The sequence below is a fragment of the Aminobacter sp. UC22_36 genome (genome assembly GCF_044056035.1).
Classification (GTDB): Bacteria; Pseudomonadota; Alphaproteobacteria; order Rhizobiales; family Rhizobiaceae; genus Aminobacter.
Map to the genome: position 1 here is coordinate 429,162 of NZ_CP171996.1, position 14,859 is coordinate 444,020.

The window sequence follows — 14,859 nt, forward strand, 5'->3', positions numbered from 1 at the left end:
CGCGGCGCTGTAAGAGATCAGTCCTTGGTCACGGGAGCGACGAAGTTCGAGTCGAAGTTCGGCCCGAGCTTGTAGTTCTTGACGTTGCCGCGCAGGCCCGCGACTTCGGTCTGCTGGAAGATCAGCAGGAACGGGCTGGTGTCGAGTGCCGCCTGCTGCAGTTCCTTGTACATGGTGGCGCGCTTGTCGTTGTCGCGCTCCAGAAGGGCCGCCTTGGTCTTTTCGGTCAGCTCCGGCACGTCCCAGGCATTGCGCCAGGCCAGCGTCTTCACCGTGCCGTCGTCGGCATTGTTGGGGTTGGAGGTGAAGGTCTCGGCATTCGAGTTCGGATCCCAGTAATCCATGCCCCACTGGCCGATATACATGTCGTGGTTGCGGGCACGGTACTTGGTCAGCGTCTGCTTGCCGTCGCCGGGAATGATCTCAAGCTTGACGCCGGCCTGGCCGACTGTCTGCTGGAAGGATTCGGCGATGCCGGTGACCGGCTGGGTGTTGCGGACGTCCATGGTGACGGTGAAGCCGTCCTTCAGGCCTGCCTTTTCCAGCAGCTCCTTGGCCTTGGCGACGTCGAAGGTGAATGGGTTCGAGTTCGAGCGCACCGAGCACGCCCTTGGCCTGGTAGGTCTGGCGGATTTCGCCGATGCCCTTGATCAGCGTCGAGCCGATGGCATCGTAGTCGACCAGATATTTGAGCGCCTGGCGCACTTCGGGCTTGGCCAGGTTGGGGTTCTTCTGGTTGAGGCTGATGTAGTAGACCGTGCCCTTGGGCGCGCTGGTGGTGGTCAGTTCGGCGTTCTTGGAAATGGCGTCCAGGTCGCCAGGCTCGAGATTACGGGCGATGTCGATGTCGCCGGCCTCAAGCATCAGGCGCTGGGTCGCACTCTCCTTGACGTGGCGATAGATGACGCGGGCAAGTGCCGGCTTGTCGCCGTAGTAGTTGTCGTTGCGCTCGAGCACGAGGATCTCGTTGGCGCGCCAGTCGCGGATCTTGAACGGTCCCGAGCCGGCATAACCTGTCTTGAGCCAGCCATTGCCGAAGTCATTGTCGAACTTGTAGTCGTCGGTCGGCGTCACCGGGGCGACGTGTTCGAGCACAAGCTTGCTGTCCATCACGGCACCGACGGTGGCGGTCAGGCAGTTGAGCACGAAGGACGGAGCGTAGGACTTGTCGACGGTGAAGACGAAGGTGCTGTCGTCGACGGCCTTGGCCTTGTCAGTGACATTGTCCTTGGTCAGGCCGAACTGGGTGAGGATGAAGGCCGGGCTCTTGTCGAGCTTGACGACGCGCTCGAACGACCAGGCGACGTCTTTGGCGGTGATCGGATTGCCGGAGGCGAATTTGAGGCCGGGCTTGAGCTTGAAAGTGTAGACCAGGCCGTCGTCGGAAACCGTCCAGCTCTCGGCGACGCCGGCGCGTACCTTGGTGGTGTCGCTGATGTCGAGGCGTACCAGCATGTCGTAAGCGTTGCCGAGGAATTCGGCCGGGCTGAGCTCGAAGGACTCAGCCGGGTCGAGCGTGATGGTGTCGTCGATGGCCCAGGCCTGGACCAGCGTGTCGGCCGGCGTCACCGCAAGCGCGGGTGCCGCGAAGACCATCGCCGACAAAGCGGCGCCAGCAAGCATCAGACGGAAATGCCCGTTCATTTTACCGATCATCATTTTTTCAGTTCCCCAGGTTGACGAATTATTTGTTGTTAGGCCGTCGCTTCATGCCAGGCCGAGCGCAAGACCCTCAGCCAGTTGTCGCGGCAGATTTTCGCCAGATCGGCGTCACCATATCCAGCGTTGCGCAGGGCGGCAACGAGGTTCTGAAGCCCTGTCGCGTCGCCGATCTCGGCCGGCATCGTGGCGCCGTCGAAGTCCGAACCGAGCGCCACGCCGTCGATGCCGACATGCTCGACGAGATAGTCGATGTGGCGGATCATGTCTGAGAGCGGGGTGTCGGTGTTCTTGGCGCCGTCCTCGCGCAGCATGGTGACGGCGAAGTTGAGCCCGACCAGGCCGTTGCTTTCGCGCACGGCGGCAAGCTGCTTGTCGGTCAGGTTGCGGCTGATCGGCGTGATCGCATGGACGTTGGAGTGGCTGACAATCAGCGGCTGGTCGCTGAGCTTCGCCACGTCCCAGAAACCCTTTTCGGTGATGTGGGCGAGATCGATGGCGATGCCGATGCGGTTGCATTCCTTGACCAGCCGCTTGCCGGCTTCAGTCAGGCCCGGACCGGTGTCGGGGCTCGACGGGAAGGCAAAAGGCACGCCATGGCCAAATACGGTGTTGCGGCTCCACACCGGGCCGAGCGAACGCAGGCCGGCGGCGTAGAACACGTCGAGTGCGGCAAGATCGGCGTCGATCGCCTCGCAGCCCTCCATGTGCAGCACGGCGGCGAACTTGCCTTGGGCACGCGCGGCGTCGATGTCGGCGCCCGTGCGGCAGATCTTCCAGCCGCCGGCCCGCTCGATCCTGAAGGCGATCGAAGCCATGTCGAGGGCGATGTCGAGCGAAGGCGCGCGTTCGAGCGGCTTGCACAGCGGAATGGCGTAGTGGCCGTTTTCGTCGCGCTGCTCGTCGGGCATGCTGGCAGAGGTGATGTAGATCGCGCACAGGCCGCCGACGAGGCCGCCTTTTTGGGCGCGGGGCATGTCGATATGGCCTTGCTTGGTGCCTTCGATGAACTCGGCCACCGGGTCAGCGCCCTTGGCGGCATTGTTCCACAACCGATAAAGCACGTCGTTGTGGCCGTCGAAAACTGCCTGCATCACCTACTCCTGTCTGCGGCGGCAGTTGGATGATGCGCGGCTGGGCAAGTCAACCTGTCCGCTGCGGCGCGCTGTGCGCCGATGCCGCAAATCCGCTTTGCGCAACCAAGCAGGACCAAAAGGAATCTTGGCCTGGACCATTCGTCTTCGGCCCCCCATTTGGCGACGGAAATATAAGCGATCGGCTGTGTTGTCCGGCCAAAGACAGTTCTGGACCTGACCTTGCGGAAGAGCTGCGACCTTCTTCGGTATTGAACTGTGGTGAATATTTATGCAGGCGGGTGAATGCCTGCGGCGTAGCTGCCGGCTCAGTACCAATTGCGACAGGAAATTTACATATGTCAGAAGTCAGTCTTCTTGATCACGCACTCGTGCGCCTCGACGAGGCAGCGAAACATCTCAACGTCGATGCCGACGTGATCGAGAAACTGAAATTTGCCCGCGAGACCACCAAGGCCCGCCTGATGATCCGCATGGACGATGGCTCGCGCAAATCCTTCCTCGCCTGGCGCTGCCGCTATGACGACACGCGCGGACCGACCAAGGGCGGCATCCGCTTCCACCCGGAATCGACCGCCGACGAGGTCGAGATGCTGGCGTTCTGGATGACCTTCAAATGCGCCGTGATGAACCTGCCTTACGGCGGCGGCAAGGGTGCCGTGCAGGTCGATCCGCGCAAGCTGTCCAAGGCGGAACTGGAGCGGCTGTCCCGTGCCTACAGGCTTTCGCCCGCATCATCGGACCGGATCGGGACATCCCGGCGCCCGACGTCTACACCAACTCGATGATCATGGGCTGGATGGCCGATGAATACGCCCAGATCGTCGGACAGGCTTCGCCCGCCGTCATCACCGGCAAGCCGCTGGCGCTGGGCGGTTCGCTCGGCCGCGGCGACGCGACCGCGCGCGGTGGCTTCTATCTCGTTCGCCATCTTGCCGAGGAGCTCGGCCTCAGGGGCAGCTTGCGCATCGCCGTGCAGGGTTTTGGCAATGCCGGCCAGCACATCGCCCGCTTGCTTGCCTCGGATGGCCACAAGATCGTTGCCGTGTCGGATTCCGAAGGGGCGGTGCAGGCCGCCGGTGGTCTCGACCTCGACCGGCTGTTCGTCGCCAAGGACAGCGGTCGTTCGGTCGTCACCACCGCCGGTCACGCCGGCCACCAACTGCTCGACGGCAATGCGCTTGTCGGCGTCGACTGCGACATCCTGGTGCCGTCGGCGCTGGAGAACATGATCCGCATCGACAATGCCGACCAGGTCAAGGCCCGCATTGTGCTCGAACTGGCCAACGGCCCGGTCACCGCGGAGGCCGATGAGGTGCTGGAGAAGAAAGGCATCGTCGTCCTGCCCGACATCCTGGCCAACGCCGGCGGCGTGACCGTCTCCTATTTCGAGTGGGTGCAGAACCGCCAGGGCTACTACTGGCCGATCGAGGAGATCCACGACCGCCTGCGCACCATCATGGAGCGCGAGGGCCGCGCCATCTGGGATGTCGCCAAGGCCAAGGACGTTTCGGTGCGCACGGCCGCCTATGTCCATGCGCTCGCCCGGCTTGCCGAGGCGATCGAAGCGCATGGCACGCAGAATTACTTCGCCAGTTGATCCAAATCGGTCACGCCGCCGGATCGAAACGGTTCGGCGGCGCAGGCCCAATGGTTTGGCGCGTCCGCGCATTCATCCAGACGCACGACGCTCTGGCCTGTCATTTTCCTGTTGAAGCGCCGAATGGGTGCGGGTAGGGCTTTTGTCTTGAATTCCCCACAACCCTTGCCTTTCAGGCAGAACCGGCGGCCCGACATGACCTTCATTCCCGATTGGTCGACCATCATCCAGTTTGCGATCGCAACCTTCATCATCGCGATCACGCCTGGACCCGACATGACCTTGTTCGTCGGCCGGGCGCTGTCGGAAGGCCGCAAGGCGGGCTTTGCCTGCATGGCCGGGGCGATGACCGGCATCGTCTTCCACACCACGCTGGTGGCGCTCGGGCTGTCGGCGCTGATCGTCGCCTCGCCGCAGGCCTTCATGGCGCTCAAGATCGTCGGCGCCGGCTACCTCGTCTGGCTCGCCTTCCAGGCGATCACCAAGGGCTCGGCATTTTCACCCGATACCACCAAGCGGGCACCGCGTTCGATGTTCCAGAACTGGGCGACCGGGCTCGGCATCAACCTGCTCAACCCGAAGATCATCCTGTTCTTCATGACCTTCCTGCCGCAGTTCGTTTCGGCCCACGATACCAATGCGCCGGGCAAGCTGTTCTTTCTCGGCGCGATGTTCATCATCCTGTCGCTGCCGGTGACGGCGCCGATGGTGATCGCCGCCGACAGGTTCGCCGGCCTGCTCAGGAAGAGCCCCAAGGTGACACGCATCGTCGACTATCTGTTCGCCGGCGTGTTCTCGGCGTTTGCGCTGAAGATCCTTACGGCGCAGGCGAAGTAGGCCTGAGCGTCCCGGCAAAACGGCCGGTGATGAACCAGTAGGCGATGCCGCCGATCAGGCCGCTGCCGATGATCGAGACCGGCAGCAGCGGATCGCGGTAAGCGAAGCCGTGGTCGCCGCTCTGGTAGGCGAAGCCGATGAACACCAGTGCCACGAAGCCGCCGGCGAGTGCGTAGAACAGCCAGTCGCGCTTGCCGAGCAATTCGGCGAGCAGCATGACGACGACCGCCGGCACAAAGCCGAAATAGGCGACGAAAAGCGCGGTGAAGGGGATGGTGAAGACCATCGACCCGGTGGCGACCTCGGGCGGTATGTCGGCGGCCATCAGGCCGGCGGCGCCGAGGAAGACCATATTGAGAAAAGCGCTGGCGGCGAGCGACGCCGCGAGATAGCCCAGCACCATGTGGGCGAACTTGCCGAGATAGAGCAGGACGCGGCTCACGCCTCGCCGTGCCCTGCAATCATCATTGCCTCGAGCGCTAGGCGCTCGCTCTTCTTCATGCGCTCGGATTCCGACTTGAGCTGGCCGCAGGCGGCGAGGATGTCGCGGCCGCGCGGGGTGCGGATCGGCGAGGCGTAGCCGGCATTGTTGATGTAGTCGGCGAACTTCTCGATCGTTTCCCAGTCCGAGCACTGGTAGTTGGTGCCGGGCCAGGGGTTGAACGGGATCAAATTGATCTTGGCGGGAACGCCGCGCAAGAGCTTGACCAGCGCCTTGGCGTCTTCGAGGCTGTCGTTGACGTCCTTGAGCATCACATATTCGAAGGTGATGCGGCGGGCGTTGGACAGGCCGGGATAGGCGCGGCAGGCCTCGATCAGTTCCTTGAGCGGGTACTTCTTGTTGATCGGCACGAGCAGGTCGCGCAAATCGTCATTGGTGGCATGCAGCGAGATCGCCAGCATGACGCCGATCTCCTCGCCGGTGCGGAAGATCTCCGGCACGACGCCCGAGGTCGACAGCGTGATGCGGCGCTTGGACAGTGACAGCCCGTCGCCATCGGAGGCGATCAGCAATGCCTTCTTCACCGCCTCGAAATTGTAGAGCGGCTCACCCATGCCCATCATGACGATGTTGGAGATCTTGCGGCCTTCGGCCGGCACGATGGCGCCGTCGGGCGTGTTGCGCTCGGGGAAATCGCCGAGCCGGTCGCGCGCCGTCATCAGCTGCGTCAGGATCTCTTCCGCCGTCAGATTGCGCACCAGCTTCTGCGTGCCGGTGTGGCAGAACGAGCAGGTCAGCGTGCAGCCGACCTGGGACGAGATGCACAGCGTGCCGCGGCCTTCCTCGGGGATGTAGACGGTCTCGATCTCAACCGGACGGCCAGCGCCGCGTGGCGGAAAGCGGAACAGCCACTTGCGCGTGCCGTCGGAGGAAATCTGCTCCTCGACGATCTCCGGGCGCGCGATGGTGAAGTGCTTGGCCAGTTCTGCGCGCAGGTCCTTGGAGATGTTGAACATGTCGGCGAAGTCGGAGACGCCGCGAACATAGAGCCAGTGCCAGAGCTGCTGGACACGCATCCTGGCCTGGCGCTCGGGAACGGTGCCGGAGGCAATGAGCGCTTCGGCAAGCTCCTCGCGGGTGAGGCCGATCAGCGACTCCTTGACAGCTGCTGTCGCACGGGCGCGCAACGCGTCTCGGGTAGCATCGGTGGTGAGGTCGAGCGAAAGGGTCATTCAGGCTCAGCTAGGTTGATATCTCGGCAAATGTAGGATTTTGGGGCGACATATCACAGGTCTGTCGCCGCGTCACGTTTTGGCGGCCATGCATTTGTGCCGCAGCTTTGCGTTCTGTTAGGCATTGGACGGGATGCTAGGCGGATGAGCAACATCCTACACATCGTCCTGGTGGTGCTCGCCGTCAATGTTGCGGCGTTCGCTGCCTTCTGGTGCGACAAGCGGCTGGCCCGCAATGGCGCGCGGCGCATCCCCGAGAAAACCCTGCTCTGGCTCGCCTTCGCCGGCGGCAGCCTGGGCGCATTGTCGGCCCAGCATCTGTTTCGCCACAAAACCCGCAAGGAGCCGTTTCGCAGCAGGCTTTACGCGATCATTGCCCTGCAGGCGGTCGCCATCGCCGCCCTGGCGATCTGGCTGATTGCGCCACAATGGGCTTCTGGCCTGTTCAACGCGCTGAGCCGCCCGGCTGTATCGTAGCCCGGCCCGGGGCCTCAGCTTGCGCCCGTTTGACGGAGCACCAGCTGGTAGCGCTGTTCCGGCCGGCCGCTGCGTTGGTGCTGCACCAGCTCGCCCAAGCGGCGCCAGCCCAGGCGCTCATAGAGCCTGATAGCGCGATCATTGTCGGCATAGACCGCAAGCTGGGCTGTTTCGAAACCGCGCTCGCGCAGCAATGTCGCGATGCCGGCCAACAGCTCGGCTGCCGCGCCCTTGCCCCAATGGTCCGGGTCGACGCCGAAATAGTGGAGTTCCGCCACACTGTCCTCGCCCGCAATGGGCGCGATGGCGCCAAAGGCAACGGCAGTTCCAGCGTCGGTTTCGGCGACCGCGAGCAGGGCGTGCGGCGAGCTCGCCAGCACGCGCGCGATGACCGGCCTGGCTTCGTCCAACGTGGCGACGTCGGGATCATTGTCGCGCGCCGCCGTCGCCCGCGCCCAGATGGTCGCTGCCGCATCAACGTGGGTTTTGGTTCCGTCAACAATCCTGTGCATCTTCAAGCCTTCAATGCTGCGGTAACAAAAAAGCCGGGCGATCGGATCGCCCGGCTTTCGAAATACATATCGAGCGCTGTTACTTGCAGCTGGTGATCGACGTCAGCGCCGCCGAAATGCCCTTGAGCGAGAAGACGTAGCTTGTCGGGTTGCCGCGGCCGGACTTGGCCGACACCTTCATGTCGGAACCGCCTTTCATGGCGGCGATCAGGGCCGGCTCTTCGGCCGCGTTCTCGACCCAGGCCGATTTGCCCTTGGTGAACATGGAGAAGCTCTTGCCGTCGATGGTGACGGAGACCTTGGAGTTTTCCTGGAAATTGTAGCCGGCAATGAACTGCGGCTCGAACGAGACCTTCTGGCCCGGACGCTGGCTGACGAAGAAGAACATGTCGCCATGGTCTAGCGTCGGCGGCTGCTTGTCGGTCGGCACCGTCAGCACGTAGCAGACCTTGCCGTTCTGGGCCTGGTAGCTGTAGGTGCCCCAGTCGTTGTGCTGGCCGATCTTGGTCGCCGACTGGGCGAGTGCCGGCATTGCCGACACTGCAAGCACCAGACCCGAAATTGTAGCTATCAAACCGCGCATCGCTTTTCCTGTACCTCAAATGGAGCGGGGCAGGCCGACTGCGCGCCCGCCCATTCGCTTCATTTTGATTTAATCTGGGTTACCAAAGGGTGAATGGCTTCTCACAAAGGACATTCACCGCATGGAACCCCGCCGAACTGCCTGTCGTGCACAGGCGCCTTGTCCCTGTCGTGGTTGAAAACCACGAAAACGGCAAGAGTTTGACTTTTCGTTTCAGGATGAAACAAGCGGGCCCGCGCTTCACCGATCCTGCGACAGCGCTTCCTTCGCGGCAAGGCGGTGCGCCGGCGTCATGTGGGCCCGCACCGCAGCAATCGCCGCGGTCAGCACGGCGATGTCGTCGGTGAAGCCGAGGCCCAAGATGACGTCGGGAATGGTGTCGACCGGCAGGATGAAATAGCCGAGCGCCGCCAGAAGGATGCCCTTGGCGCGCAGCGGCGTGTCCTTGTCCAGCGCGCAATAGTAGGCGGCGACAACTTCTTCCATGAACGGCACATGCCGGGCCGCGCGCTTGGCGGTGCGCCAGAATTTCTCGCGCACTTCGCCCTCGCTTGGCGGAACATCGTTCATGCCGCCGCGGAAGCCATCAAAGCCGGGAAACTTCACCATCCAGACAATCTCCTTTGCCCGAACTCTATCTTTTCGCGCATCAAGCTCGCCAAAAACCGGTTTTGGCTTTCGTCCCAATGCGCCGGTAAAGATGTGGGAAAGTCCAAGCCCTGCTGCAAGATGCCAGGCTCAAGAACCGAAATAGCTGTTCATGCGCTTTGCCAGCTTGAAGTCGAGTTCAGTCAGTCCGCCAGCATCATGGGTGTTGAGCGTGACGTCGACGGTCTTGTAGACATTCGACCAGTCGGGATGATGATCGAGCTGCTCGGCGGCAAGGGCGACGCGGGTCATGAAGGCGAAGGCCTCGCTGAAATTCTTGAACACGAAGCGGCGCGACATCGACAGCCCGTCGGCGGCAAGTGTCCAGCCGCCGAGCGCGTCAAGCGCTACCTTCAGCTCCTGTGGTCCAAGTTTCTCTCTGGCCATTTCATGCTCCCGTGATATTCGAAGTGTTCACCAGCATAGCGCGGGATCGATGAGCGAGAAGCCGGTAAAATCAATTCTGTTCGTTTGCCTCGGCAATATCTGCCGTTCGCCGCTTGCCGAAGGCGTGTTTCGAGCCGTGCTCGCCGAACGCGGGCTGGATGGCGAATACACCATCGACTCCGCCGGCACCGGTGGCTGGCACGCCGGATCGGCACCGGATCCGCGTTCGATCGCGGTTGCGGCCCAGCATGGCATCGACATCACGGCGCAGCAGGCACGCAAGGTGGTGGCGCGCGATTTCGAGCGTTTCGACCTGATACTCGGCATGGATCGCTCCAATGTCGACGATCTCAGGGCGCTCGCTCCAGCGGAGTCAGGCGAACGTGTCGAGCTTTTCCTCGGCCATGCCAAGGGTGGGCCACGAGACGTGCCTGATCCCTATTATGGCGGTGAAGACGGGTTTGCGGCGGTCTACCGCATGATCCGCGACGCTTCCGAGGCATTGGCCGACCGGCTTGCGGCGCGGGCGTCGGCACCGTTGAGCGGCCACGCCTCCTCGACGATGTAGGGGCCGCCGCCGACCGAGTCGCGCGACGACATCAGGACAAAGCGGCCGACGCGGAAAGGCACGGTGGCGAAATTGCCGCGTGCCGACAGATAATGCGCGACGTCGAGCGGGCTGGTGTTCCTCAGCCGCGCCAGCGTCACATGCGGCGTGAACTTGCGCGGATCGGATGGGAGACCGAGGCGTTTGCAAATGCGGTCGATCTCGGCCTGCAGCGCATTCATCTCCGGGGACGGCGTGACACCGGCCCAGACCGCATGTGGCTTTTTCTGCCCGAAGGCGCCGACCCCGCAGAGGGTGAGCTGGAAGTCGGGCCGGTCGACGCGGTCGAGCACGTCAACGATCTCATCGGCGACATGGCCTTCGATATCGCCAAAGAAACGCAAGGTGAGGTGGTAGTTCTCGACGTCGATCCAGCGGGCGCCTGACAGGCCGCCCCTGAGCAGGGACAGCGATAAGGCGGCATCACGCGGAATTTCGAGGGCGGTGAAAAGACGCGGCATGGCCAGGCTCCCTTCCTCGAATCGCAATTCGTAGGCTCAGCGAATCATCGATCGCCGTGCTGGGCAAGTGCTTTGTTCAGCGTTTGCCGTTTCGACAATGCCGCGAAAGCGGATGTGTTGCAGCGCTGCATGGCGACGTTCATTTGCCGGCAATTGCCGTTTCCACAGTCGGCAGCGCCTTTGCCACCATCCGGTCGATGCCTTCGGCGGTCGGGTGCATGCCGTCTTCGAGCAGCAGTTTCGGGTCGGCGGCGACGCCGTCGAGGAAGAACGGATAGAGCGTCACGCCGTATTTTTCGGCCAGTTTCGGATAGATCGTCCCGAACTGTTCGCCATAGGCATGGCCGAGATTCGGCGCCGCGACCATGCCGGCGAGCACCACCTCGATTTTGCGTTCCTTGAGCCGGGCAAGCATCTTGTCGAGGTTCTGCTCGACGAGCGCCGGGTCGATGCCGCGCAGCATGTCGTTGGCGCCGAGTTCCAGGATGACCAGCTGCGTTCCGTCGGGAATCGACCAGTCGAGGCGCGACAGGCCGCCGCTGGTGGTGTCGCCCGAGACGCCGGCATTGGTAATCACGACATCGTGACCTTTGTTGCGTAGCGCCTTTTCAAGCTTTTCGGGAAAGCTCTCACCGGGATTGAGGCCATATCCGGCCATCAGGCTGTCGCCGAAGCCGACGATCTTGAATGGTTCGGCCCAAACCGGGGCAGTCGCGGTGAAAAAGGCAAGAGATGCGGCAAAGAATGCGAAAATAAGATGTTTCAATGCCATGTCTCAAAACCCATATGACCAAAATTCCTGCCTCTTACATTTTCATATAGGACAGATTTGCCGTGACAGAAGCCGTCATCGAACTGAGAGACGTATCGTTGACGCTCGGAACCGGGGCTTCTTCAGTACACGTGCTGAAAGGCGTCAGCCTCGATGTTGCGGCCGGCGAGGCGACTGGTATCGTCGGCCCCTCGGGCTCCGGCAAGTCGACATTGCTGATGGTGCTGGCCGGGCTGGAGCGGGTCGACGGCGGTACGGTGAAGATCGCCGGCGAGCTGCTCAACGGCCGCAGCGAAGACCAGATCGCCGCATTCCGGGGCCGCAACATCGGCATCGTGTTCCAGTCGTTCCACCTGATACCCAACATGACGGCGCTGGAAAACGTCGCCGTGCCACTCGAGCTGGCGGGCAAGCGCGACGCCTTCGCCATCGCCGCGCGCGAGCTCGCCGCAGTTGGGCTCGCCGACCGGGTGACGCATTATCCCGGCGAGCTGTCCGGCGGTGAGCAACAGCGCGTGGCGATCGCCCGCGCCCTGGCACCCGAGCCGCGGATCCTGATCGCCGATGAGCCGACCGGCAATCTCGATCAGGCGACCGGCCGGCAGATTGCCGACCTCCTGTTCGCCAAGGCCGCCGAACGAGCGATGACGCTGGTGCTGGTGACGCACGATCCCGCACTTGCCGCGCGCTGCGACCGGCAAGTGGCGATGCGTTCGGGGCGGATCGAGACTGCTGTTGTCGCGCAGGTGGCGGAGAAGGTCCGGGCATGAGGATGGGCCTCCTTCCTTCGCATCCCGCTCGTGGCGGAGATAGCCGCCAGGCAAGGCAACGTGGAGCGTCGATGCCTCAGAGAGAGGCGTCCCCATGCTGAAGGACCTGCCGCTCGCCTTCCGCTTCGCCTCGCGTGAAATGCGCGGTGGCCTGCGTGGCTTCATGATCTTCCTGACCTGCATCGCCCTTGGGGTCGCCGCCATCGGCGGGGTCAATTCGGTGGCACGCGCCATCACCGCCGGCGTTGCCAGCGAAGGCCAGGCGCTGCTTGGCGGCGATATCCGCTTCCAGGTGATCCAGCGCGAGGCGACCGGCAAGGAACAGGCATTCCTCGAAAGTCTCGGCACTGTCTCGCACAATGCCGGCATGCGCTCGATGGCGCGGCTGGAGGACGGTTCCGACCAGTCGCTGGTCGAAGCCAAGGCTGTCGACGACACCTATCCGCTTTATGGCGCGCTGGTCACCGAACCTGTTATGCCGCGCGGCGAACTGTTCGCCGAGCGTTCAGGCGTTTTTGGCGCGGCGGCACCCGACCTGCTGTTTGAACGCCTCGGCCTCAAGCTCGGCGATCGCATCAAGCTTGGCAGCGCGACCTTCGAGCTCAGGGCCAAGCTTGTGACCGAGCCCGACGCGGTCTCCGATGGCTTCGGCTTTGCCCCAAGGCTGCTGGTTTCGATGGAAGGCCTGGGGGCTTCCGGGCTGATCCAGCCAGGCAGCCTCGTCGAGCATGCCTACAAGGTCCGCATGCCGGTGGGCGCCAGCGAGGCCGAGGTCTCCGCCGTGCGCGAGCGGGCGAACGCCGAATTCCCCGAGGCCGGCTGGAGCGTGCGCACCCGCAGCAATGCGGCACCGGCACTGTCGGCCAACATCGAACGCTTCACCCAGTTCCTGACGCTGGTCGGGCTGACCTCGCTGGTCGTCGGCGGTGTCGGCGTGGCCAATGCCGTGCGCGCCTATCTCGACGGCAAGCGCGGCGTCATCGCCACCTTCAAGAGCCTCGGCGCCTCTGGCGGCTTCGTGCTGTCGGTCTACCTCATCCAGATCCTGCTGATATCAGCCGTCGGCATCGCCATCGGCCTCGTTCTTGGGGCGCTGATGCCGTTTGCCGCAAGTGCCGCGCTCCAGTCGGTCATCCCCGTGCCGGCGGAGGCCGGCGTGTACCCGGCAGCACTTGGCATGGCCGCTCTGTTCGGCATTCTCGTCACGCTTGCCTTCGCCATCCTGCCGCTCGGCCGCGCCCGCGACGTGCCGGCGACGGCGCTGTTCCGCGAGATGGGGTTCGAAGGTCGTGGCCTGCCGAGGCTGGTCTACATCGCGACCGCCCTGGCTATTGCCGCCGTTTTGGCGCTGCTCGCCATCTGGTTCGCCGGCGATCGCCGCATCGCCACCATCTTTGTCGGCGCGACGATCTTTTCGTTCCTGGTGCTGCGCGCCGTGGCCAGTGCCGTGCAATGGCTGGCGCGCAAGAGCCCGCGGGTGCGCTCGACAGCCCTTCGCCTCGCCATCGGAAACATCCACCGGCCGGGCGCGCTGACGCCGTCGGTGGTGCTGTCGCTCGGCCTCGGGCTGACGCTGCTGGTGACGCTGGCGCTGATCGACGGCAATCTGCGCCGCCAGATCGCCGGCAGCCTGCCCGAGCGGGCGCCGAACTTCTTCTTCGTCGACATCCAGCCTGATCAAGTCGACGATTTCGCCAGATTGGTCGAGGCCGAGGCACCGGGCGGCAAGCTTGTACGCGTGCCGATGCTGCGCGGCCGCGTCATGGCGCTCAACGGAACTGACGTGCAGAAGCTCAACGTGCCGCCGGAAGGCGCCTGGGTGTTGCGCGGCGACCGTGGCCTGACCTATGCCAAGAAACTCCCGGAGAACTCGACGCTGTCGCAAGGCACGTGGTGGCCGGCCGACTATTCCGGCGAGCCGTTGGTATCGTTTTCGGCGCAGGAGGCGGGCGAACTCGGCCTCAAGCTCGGCGACATGGTGACGGTCAACGTTCTTGGCCGCAATGTGACCGCCAAGATCGCCAATTTCCGCGAAGTGCAGTGGGAATCGATGGGCATCAACTTCGTCATGGTGTTTTCGCCCAACACTTTCGCCGGTGCGCCGCACAGCTGGCTCGCCACGCTCACCGAGGACAAGGCGTCGCCCGTCCAGGAATCGCGCATCCTCAATTCGGTGACGCGCAGCTATCCAGCGATCACTACGGTGCGGGTGAAGGATGCGCTCGACGTCGTCAACCGGCTCGTCGCCCAGCTCGGCACGGCTATCCGTGCTGCGGCGGGTGTGGCGCTGATCGCCTCGGTGCTGGTGCTGGCCGGTGCGCTCGCCGCCGGCAACCGAGCGCGTGTCCACGATGCGGTGATCCTGAAGACGCTGGGGGCGACGCGGCGAACGCTGATATCGGCGTTTTCACTCGAATACCTGCTGATCGGCCTGGCCACTGCGGTGTTCGCGCTTGCCGCCGGCGGCGTGGCGGCATGGTTCGTCGTCGCCCGAATCATGACACTGCCGTCGTCCTTCCTGCCCGAGGTCGCGGTGGCGACGATTGTCTTCGCCCTGGTGCTGACAGTCGGCTTCGGCCTCATCGGCACCTGGCGCGTGCTTGGCCACAAGGCGGCGCCCGTGCTGCGCAGCGAGTGACGAAATGCTGTCGTGGGCTGGACTTCAACGACATTTGTATGAGAAATGTGCCCTCACAGCGGGTTTCAGGCCGTAACGGGCCTTGTTTAGGTCTGAAAGAACCCTCATATTTCGCCAGAGGCATGCTGGAGTCCCGCCAG

The 14,859-nt window shown here is 63.6% G+C and carries 14 protein-coding genes and 4 pseudogenes; 7 read left to right on the forward strand and 11 right to left on the reverse strand.

Annotated features, from left to right (window positions below):
* Window positions 1-17 precede the first annotated feature (17 nt).
* Together ACHMW7_RS05030 and ACHMW7_RS05035 are read right to left on the reverse strand one after the other, a co-directional pair.
* Window positions 18-1,656: pseudogene (locus ACHMW7_RS05030) on the reverse strand (ABC transporter substrate-binding protein).
* Window positions 1,657-1,694: 38 nt separating this feature from the next.
* A complete protein-coding gene (locus tag ACHMW7_RS05035; protein WP_395449250.1) occupies window positions 1,695-2,753 on the reverse strand; it encodes a dipeptidase in 1,059 nt (352 codons plus the stop codon).
* A gap of 338 nt (window positions 2,754-3,091) precedes the next feature.
* Between ACHMW7_RS05035 and ACHMW7_RS05040 the strand changes: the two are divergent.
* A pseudogene (locus ACHMW7_RS05040) lies at window positions 3,092-4,353 on the forward strand (Glu/Leu/Phe/Val dehydrogenase).
* Here ACHMW7_RS05040 and ACHMW7_RS05045 read toward each other — a convergent pair.
* Window positions 4,338-4,550 carry a hypothetical protein gene (locus ACHMW7_RS05045; protein ID WP_395451488.1) on the reverse strand — a complete coding sequence of 71 codons (213 nt, stop codon included), beginning with the start codon at window positions 4,548-4,550 and terminating at the stop codon, window positions 4,338-4,340. The pseudogene ACHMW7_RS05040 and the gene ACHMW7_RS05045 sit on opposite strands and share 16 nt — an antisense overlap.
* On the opposite strand from ACHMW7_RS05045, the gene ACHMW7_RS05050 reads away from it, so the two are divergent.
* The gene (locus ACHMW7_RS05050) at window positions 4,519-5,190 is read left to right on the forward strand and encodes a LysE family translocator (RefSeq protein WP_395451267.1); all 672 of its coding nucleotides are present in this window, start codon (window positions 4,519-4,521) and stop codon (window positions 5,188-5,190) included. The genes ACHMW7_RS05045 and ACHMW7_RS05050 overlap by 32 nt on opposite strands.
* Here the strand turns inward: ACHMW7_RS05050 and ACHMW7_RS05055 are convergent.
* On the reverse strand, window positions 5,171-5,632 hold the full coding sequence (locus tag ACHMW7_RS05055) for a hypothetical protein (RefSeq protein WP_395449251.1): 462 nt from the start codon (window positions 5,630-5,632) through the stop codon (window positions 5,171-5,173). The two genes, ACHMW7_RS05050 and ACHMW7_RS05055, sit on opposite strands and share 20 nt — an antisense overlap.
* Window positions 5,629-6,864, reverse strand: a complete 1,236-nt coding sequence (gene rlmN / locus ACHMW7_RS05060; RefSeq protein ID WP_395449252.1) for a 23S rRNA (adenine(2503)-C(2))-methyltransferase RlmN — start codon at window positions 6,862-6,864, stop codon at window positions 5,629-5,631. The genes ACHMW7_RS05055 and rlmN overlap by 4 nt, the downstream gene beginning before the upstream one ends.
* Before the next feature lie 144 nt (window positions 6,865-7,008).
* Between rlmN and ACHMW7_RS05065 the strand changes: the two genes are divergently transcribed.
* Complete coding sequence (locus ACHMW7_RS05065) at window positions 7,009-7,341, forward strand: DUF1294 domain-containing protein (RefSeq protein ID WP_395449253.1); 333 nt, start codon at window positions 7,009-7,011, stop codon at window positions 7,339-7,341.
* A gap of 14 nt (window positions 7,342-7,355) precedes the next feature.
* Here ACHMW7_RS05065 and ACHMW7_RS05070 read toward each other — a convergent pair whose 3' ends face one another.
* The 4 genes from ACHMW7_RS05070 to ACHMW7_RS05085 form a co-directional block, all read right to left on the reverse strand.
* A complete protein-coding gene (locus ACHMW7_RS05070; protein WP_395449254.1) occupies window positions 7,356-7,853 on the reverse strand; it encodes a GNAT family N-acetyltransferase in 498 nt (165 codons plus the stop codon).
* Between the two features lie 79 nt (window positions 7,854-7,932).
* Window positions 7,933-8,436, reverse strand: coding sequence for an invasion associated locus B family protein (locus ACHMW7_RS05075; RefSeq protein ID WP_395449255.1), 504 nt, complete (start codon window positions 8,434-8,436; stop codon window positions 7,933-7,935).
* A gap of 240 nt (window positions 8,437-8,676) precedes the next feature.
* Window positions 8,677-9,045 carry a YkvA family protein gene (locus ACHMW7_RS05080; RefSeq protein WP_395449256.1) on the reverse strand — a complete coding sequence of 123 codons (369 nt, stop codon included), beginning with the start codon at window positions 9,043-9,045 and terminating at the stop codon, window positions 8,677-8,679.
* Between the two features lie 129 nt (window positions 9,046-9,174).
* Complete coding sequence (locus ACHMW7_RS05085; protein WP_395449257.1) at window positions 9,175-9,471, reverse strand: 4a-hydroxytetrahydrobiopterin dehydratase; 297 nt, start codon at window positions 9,469-9,471, stop codon at window positions 9,175-9,177.
* 49 nt (window positions 9,472-9,520) lie between these two features.
* Here ACHMW7_RS05085 and ACHMW7_RS05090 point away from each other — a divergent pair, with 49 nt between their 5' ends.
* A complete protein-coding gene (locus ACHMW7_RS05090) occupies window positions 9,521-10,039 on the forward strand; it encodes a low molecular weight protein-tyrosine-phosphatase (RefSeq protein ID WP_395449258.1) in 519 nt (172 codons plus the stop codon).
* Here ACHMW7_RS05090 and thpR read toward each other — a convergent pair.
* The gene (gene thpR / locus ACHMW7_RS05095) at window positions 9,943-10,539 is read right to left on the reverse strand and encodes an RNA 2',3'-cyclic phosphodiesterase (protein ID WP_395449259.1); all 597 of its coding nucleotides are present in this window, start codon (window positions 10,537-10,539) and stop codon (window positions 9,943-9,945) included. The two genes, ACHMW7_RS05090 and thpR, sit on opposite strands and share 97 nt — an antisense overlap.
* Before the next feature lie 112 nt (window positions 10,540-10,651).
* Between thpR and ACHMW7_RS05100 the strand changes: the two are divergent.
* Window positions 10,652-10,876, forward strand: a pseudogene (locus tag ACHMW7_RS05100) (hypothetical protein); the annotation flags it as partial.
* Here ACHMW7_RS05100 and ACHMW7_RS05105 read toward each other — a convergent pair.
* Window positions 10,787-11,311 (reverse strand): annotated as a pseudogene (locus tag ACHMW7_RS05105) (arylesterase); the annotation flags it as partial. The pseudogenes ACHMW7_RS05100 and ACHMW7_RS05105 sit on opposite strands and share 90 nt — an antisense overlap.
* Before the next feature lie 62 nt (window positions 11,312-11,373).
* Here ACHMW7_RS05105 and ACHMW7_RS05110 point away from each other — a divergent pair.
* Window positions 11,374-12,081, forward strand: coding sequence for an ABC transporter ATP-binding protein (locus tag ACHMW7_RS05110; RefSeq protein WP_395449260.1), 708 nt, complete (start codon window positions 11,374-11,376; stop codon window positions 12,079-12,081).
* A 94-nt stretch (window positions 12,082-12,175) separates the two neighbouring features.
* Complete coding sequence (locus ACHMW7_RS05115) at window positions 12,176-14,719, forward strand: ABC transporter permease (protein ID WP_395449261.1); 2,544 nt, start codon at window positions 12,176-12,178, stop codon at window positions 14,717-14,719.
* The last annotated feature ends 140 nt before the right edge of the window (window positions 14,720-14,859 follow it).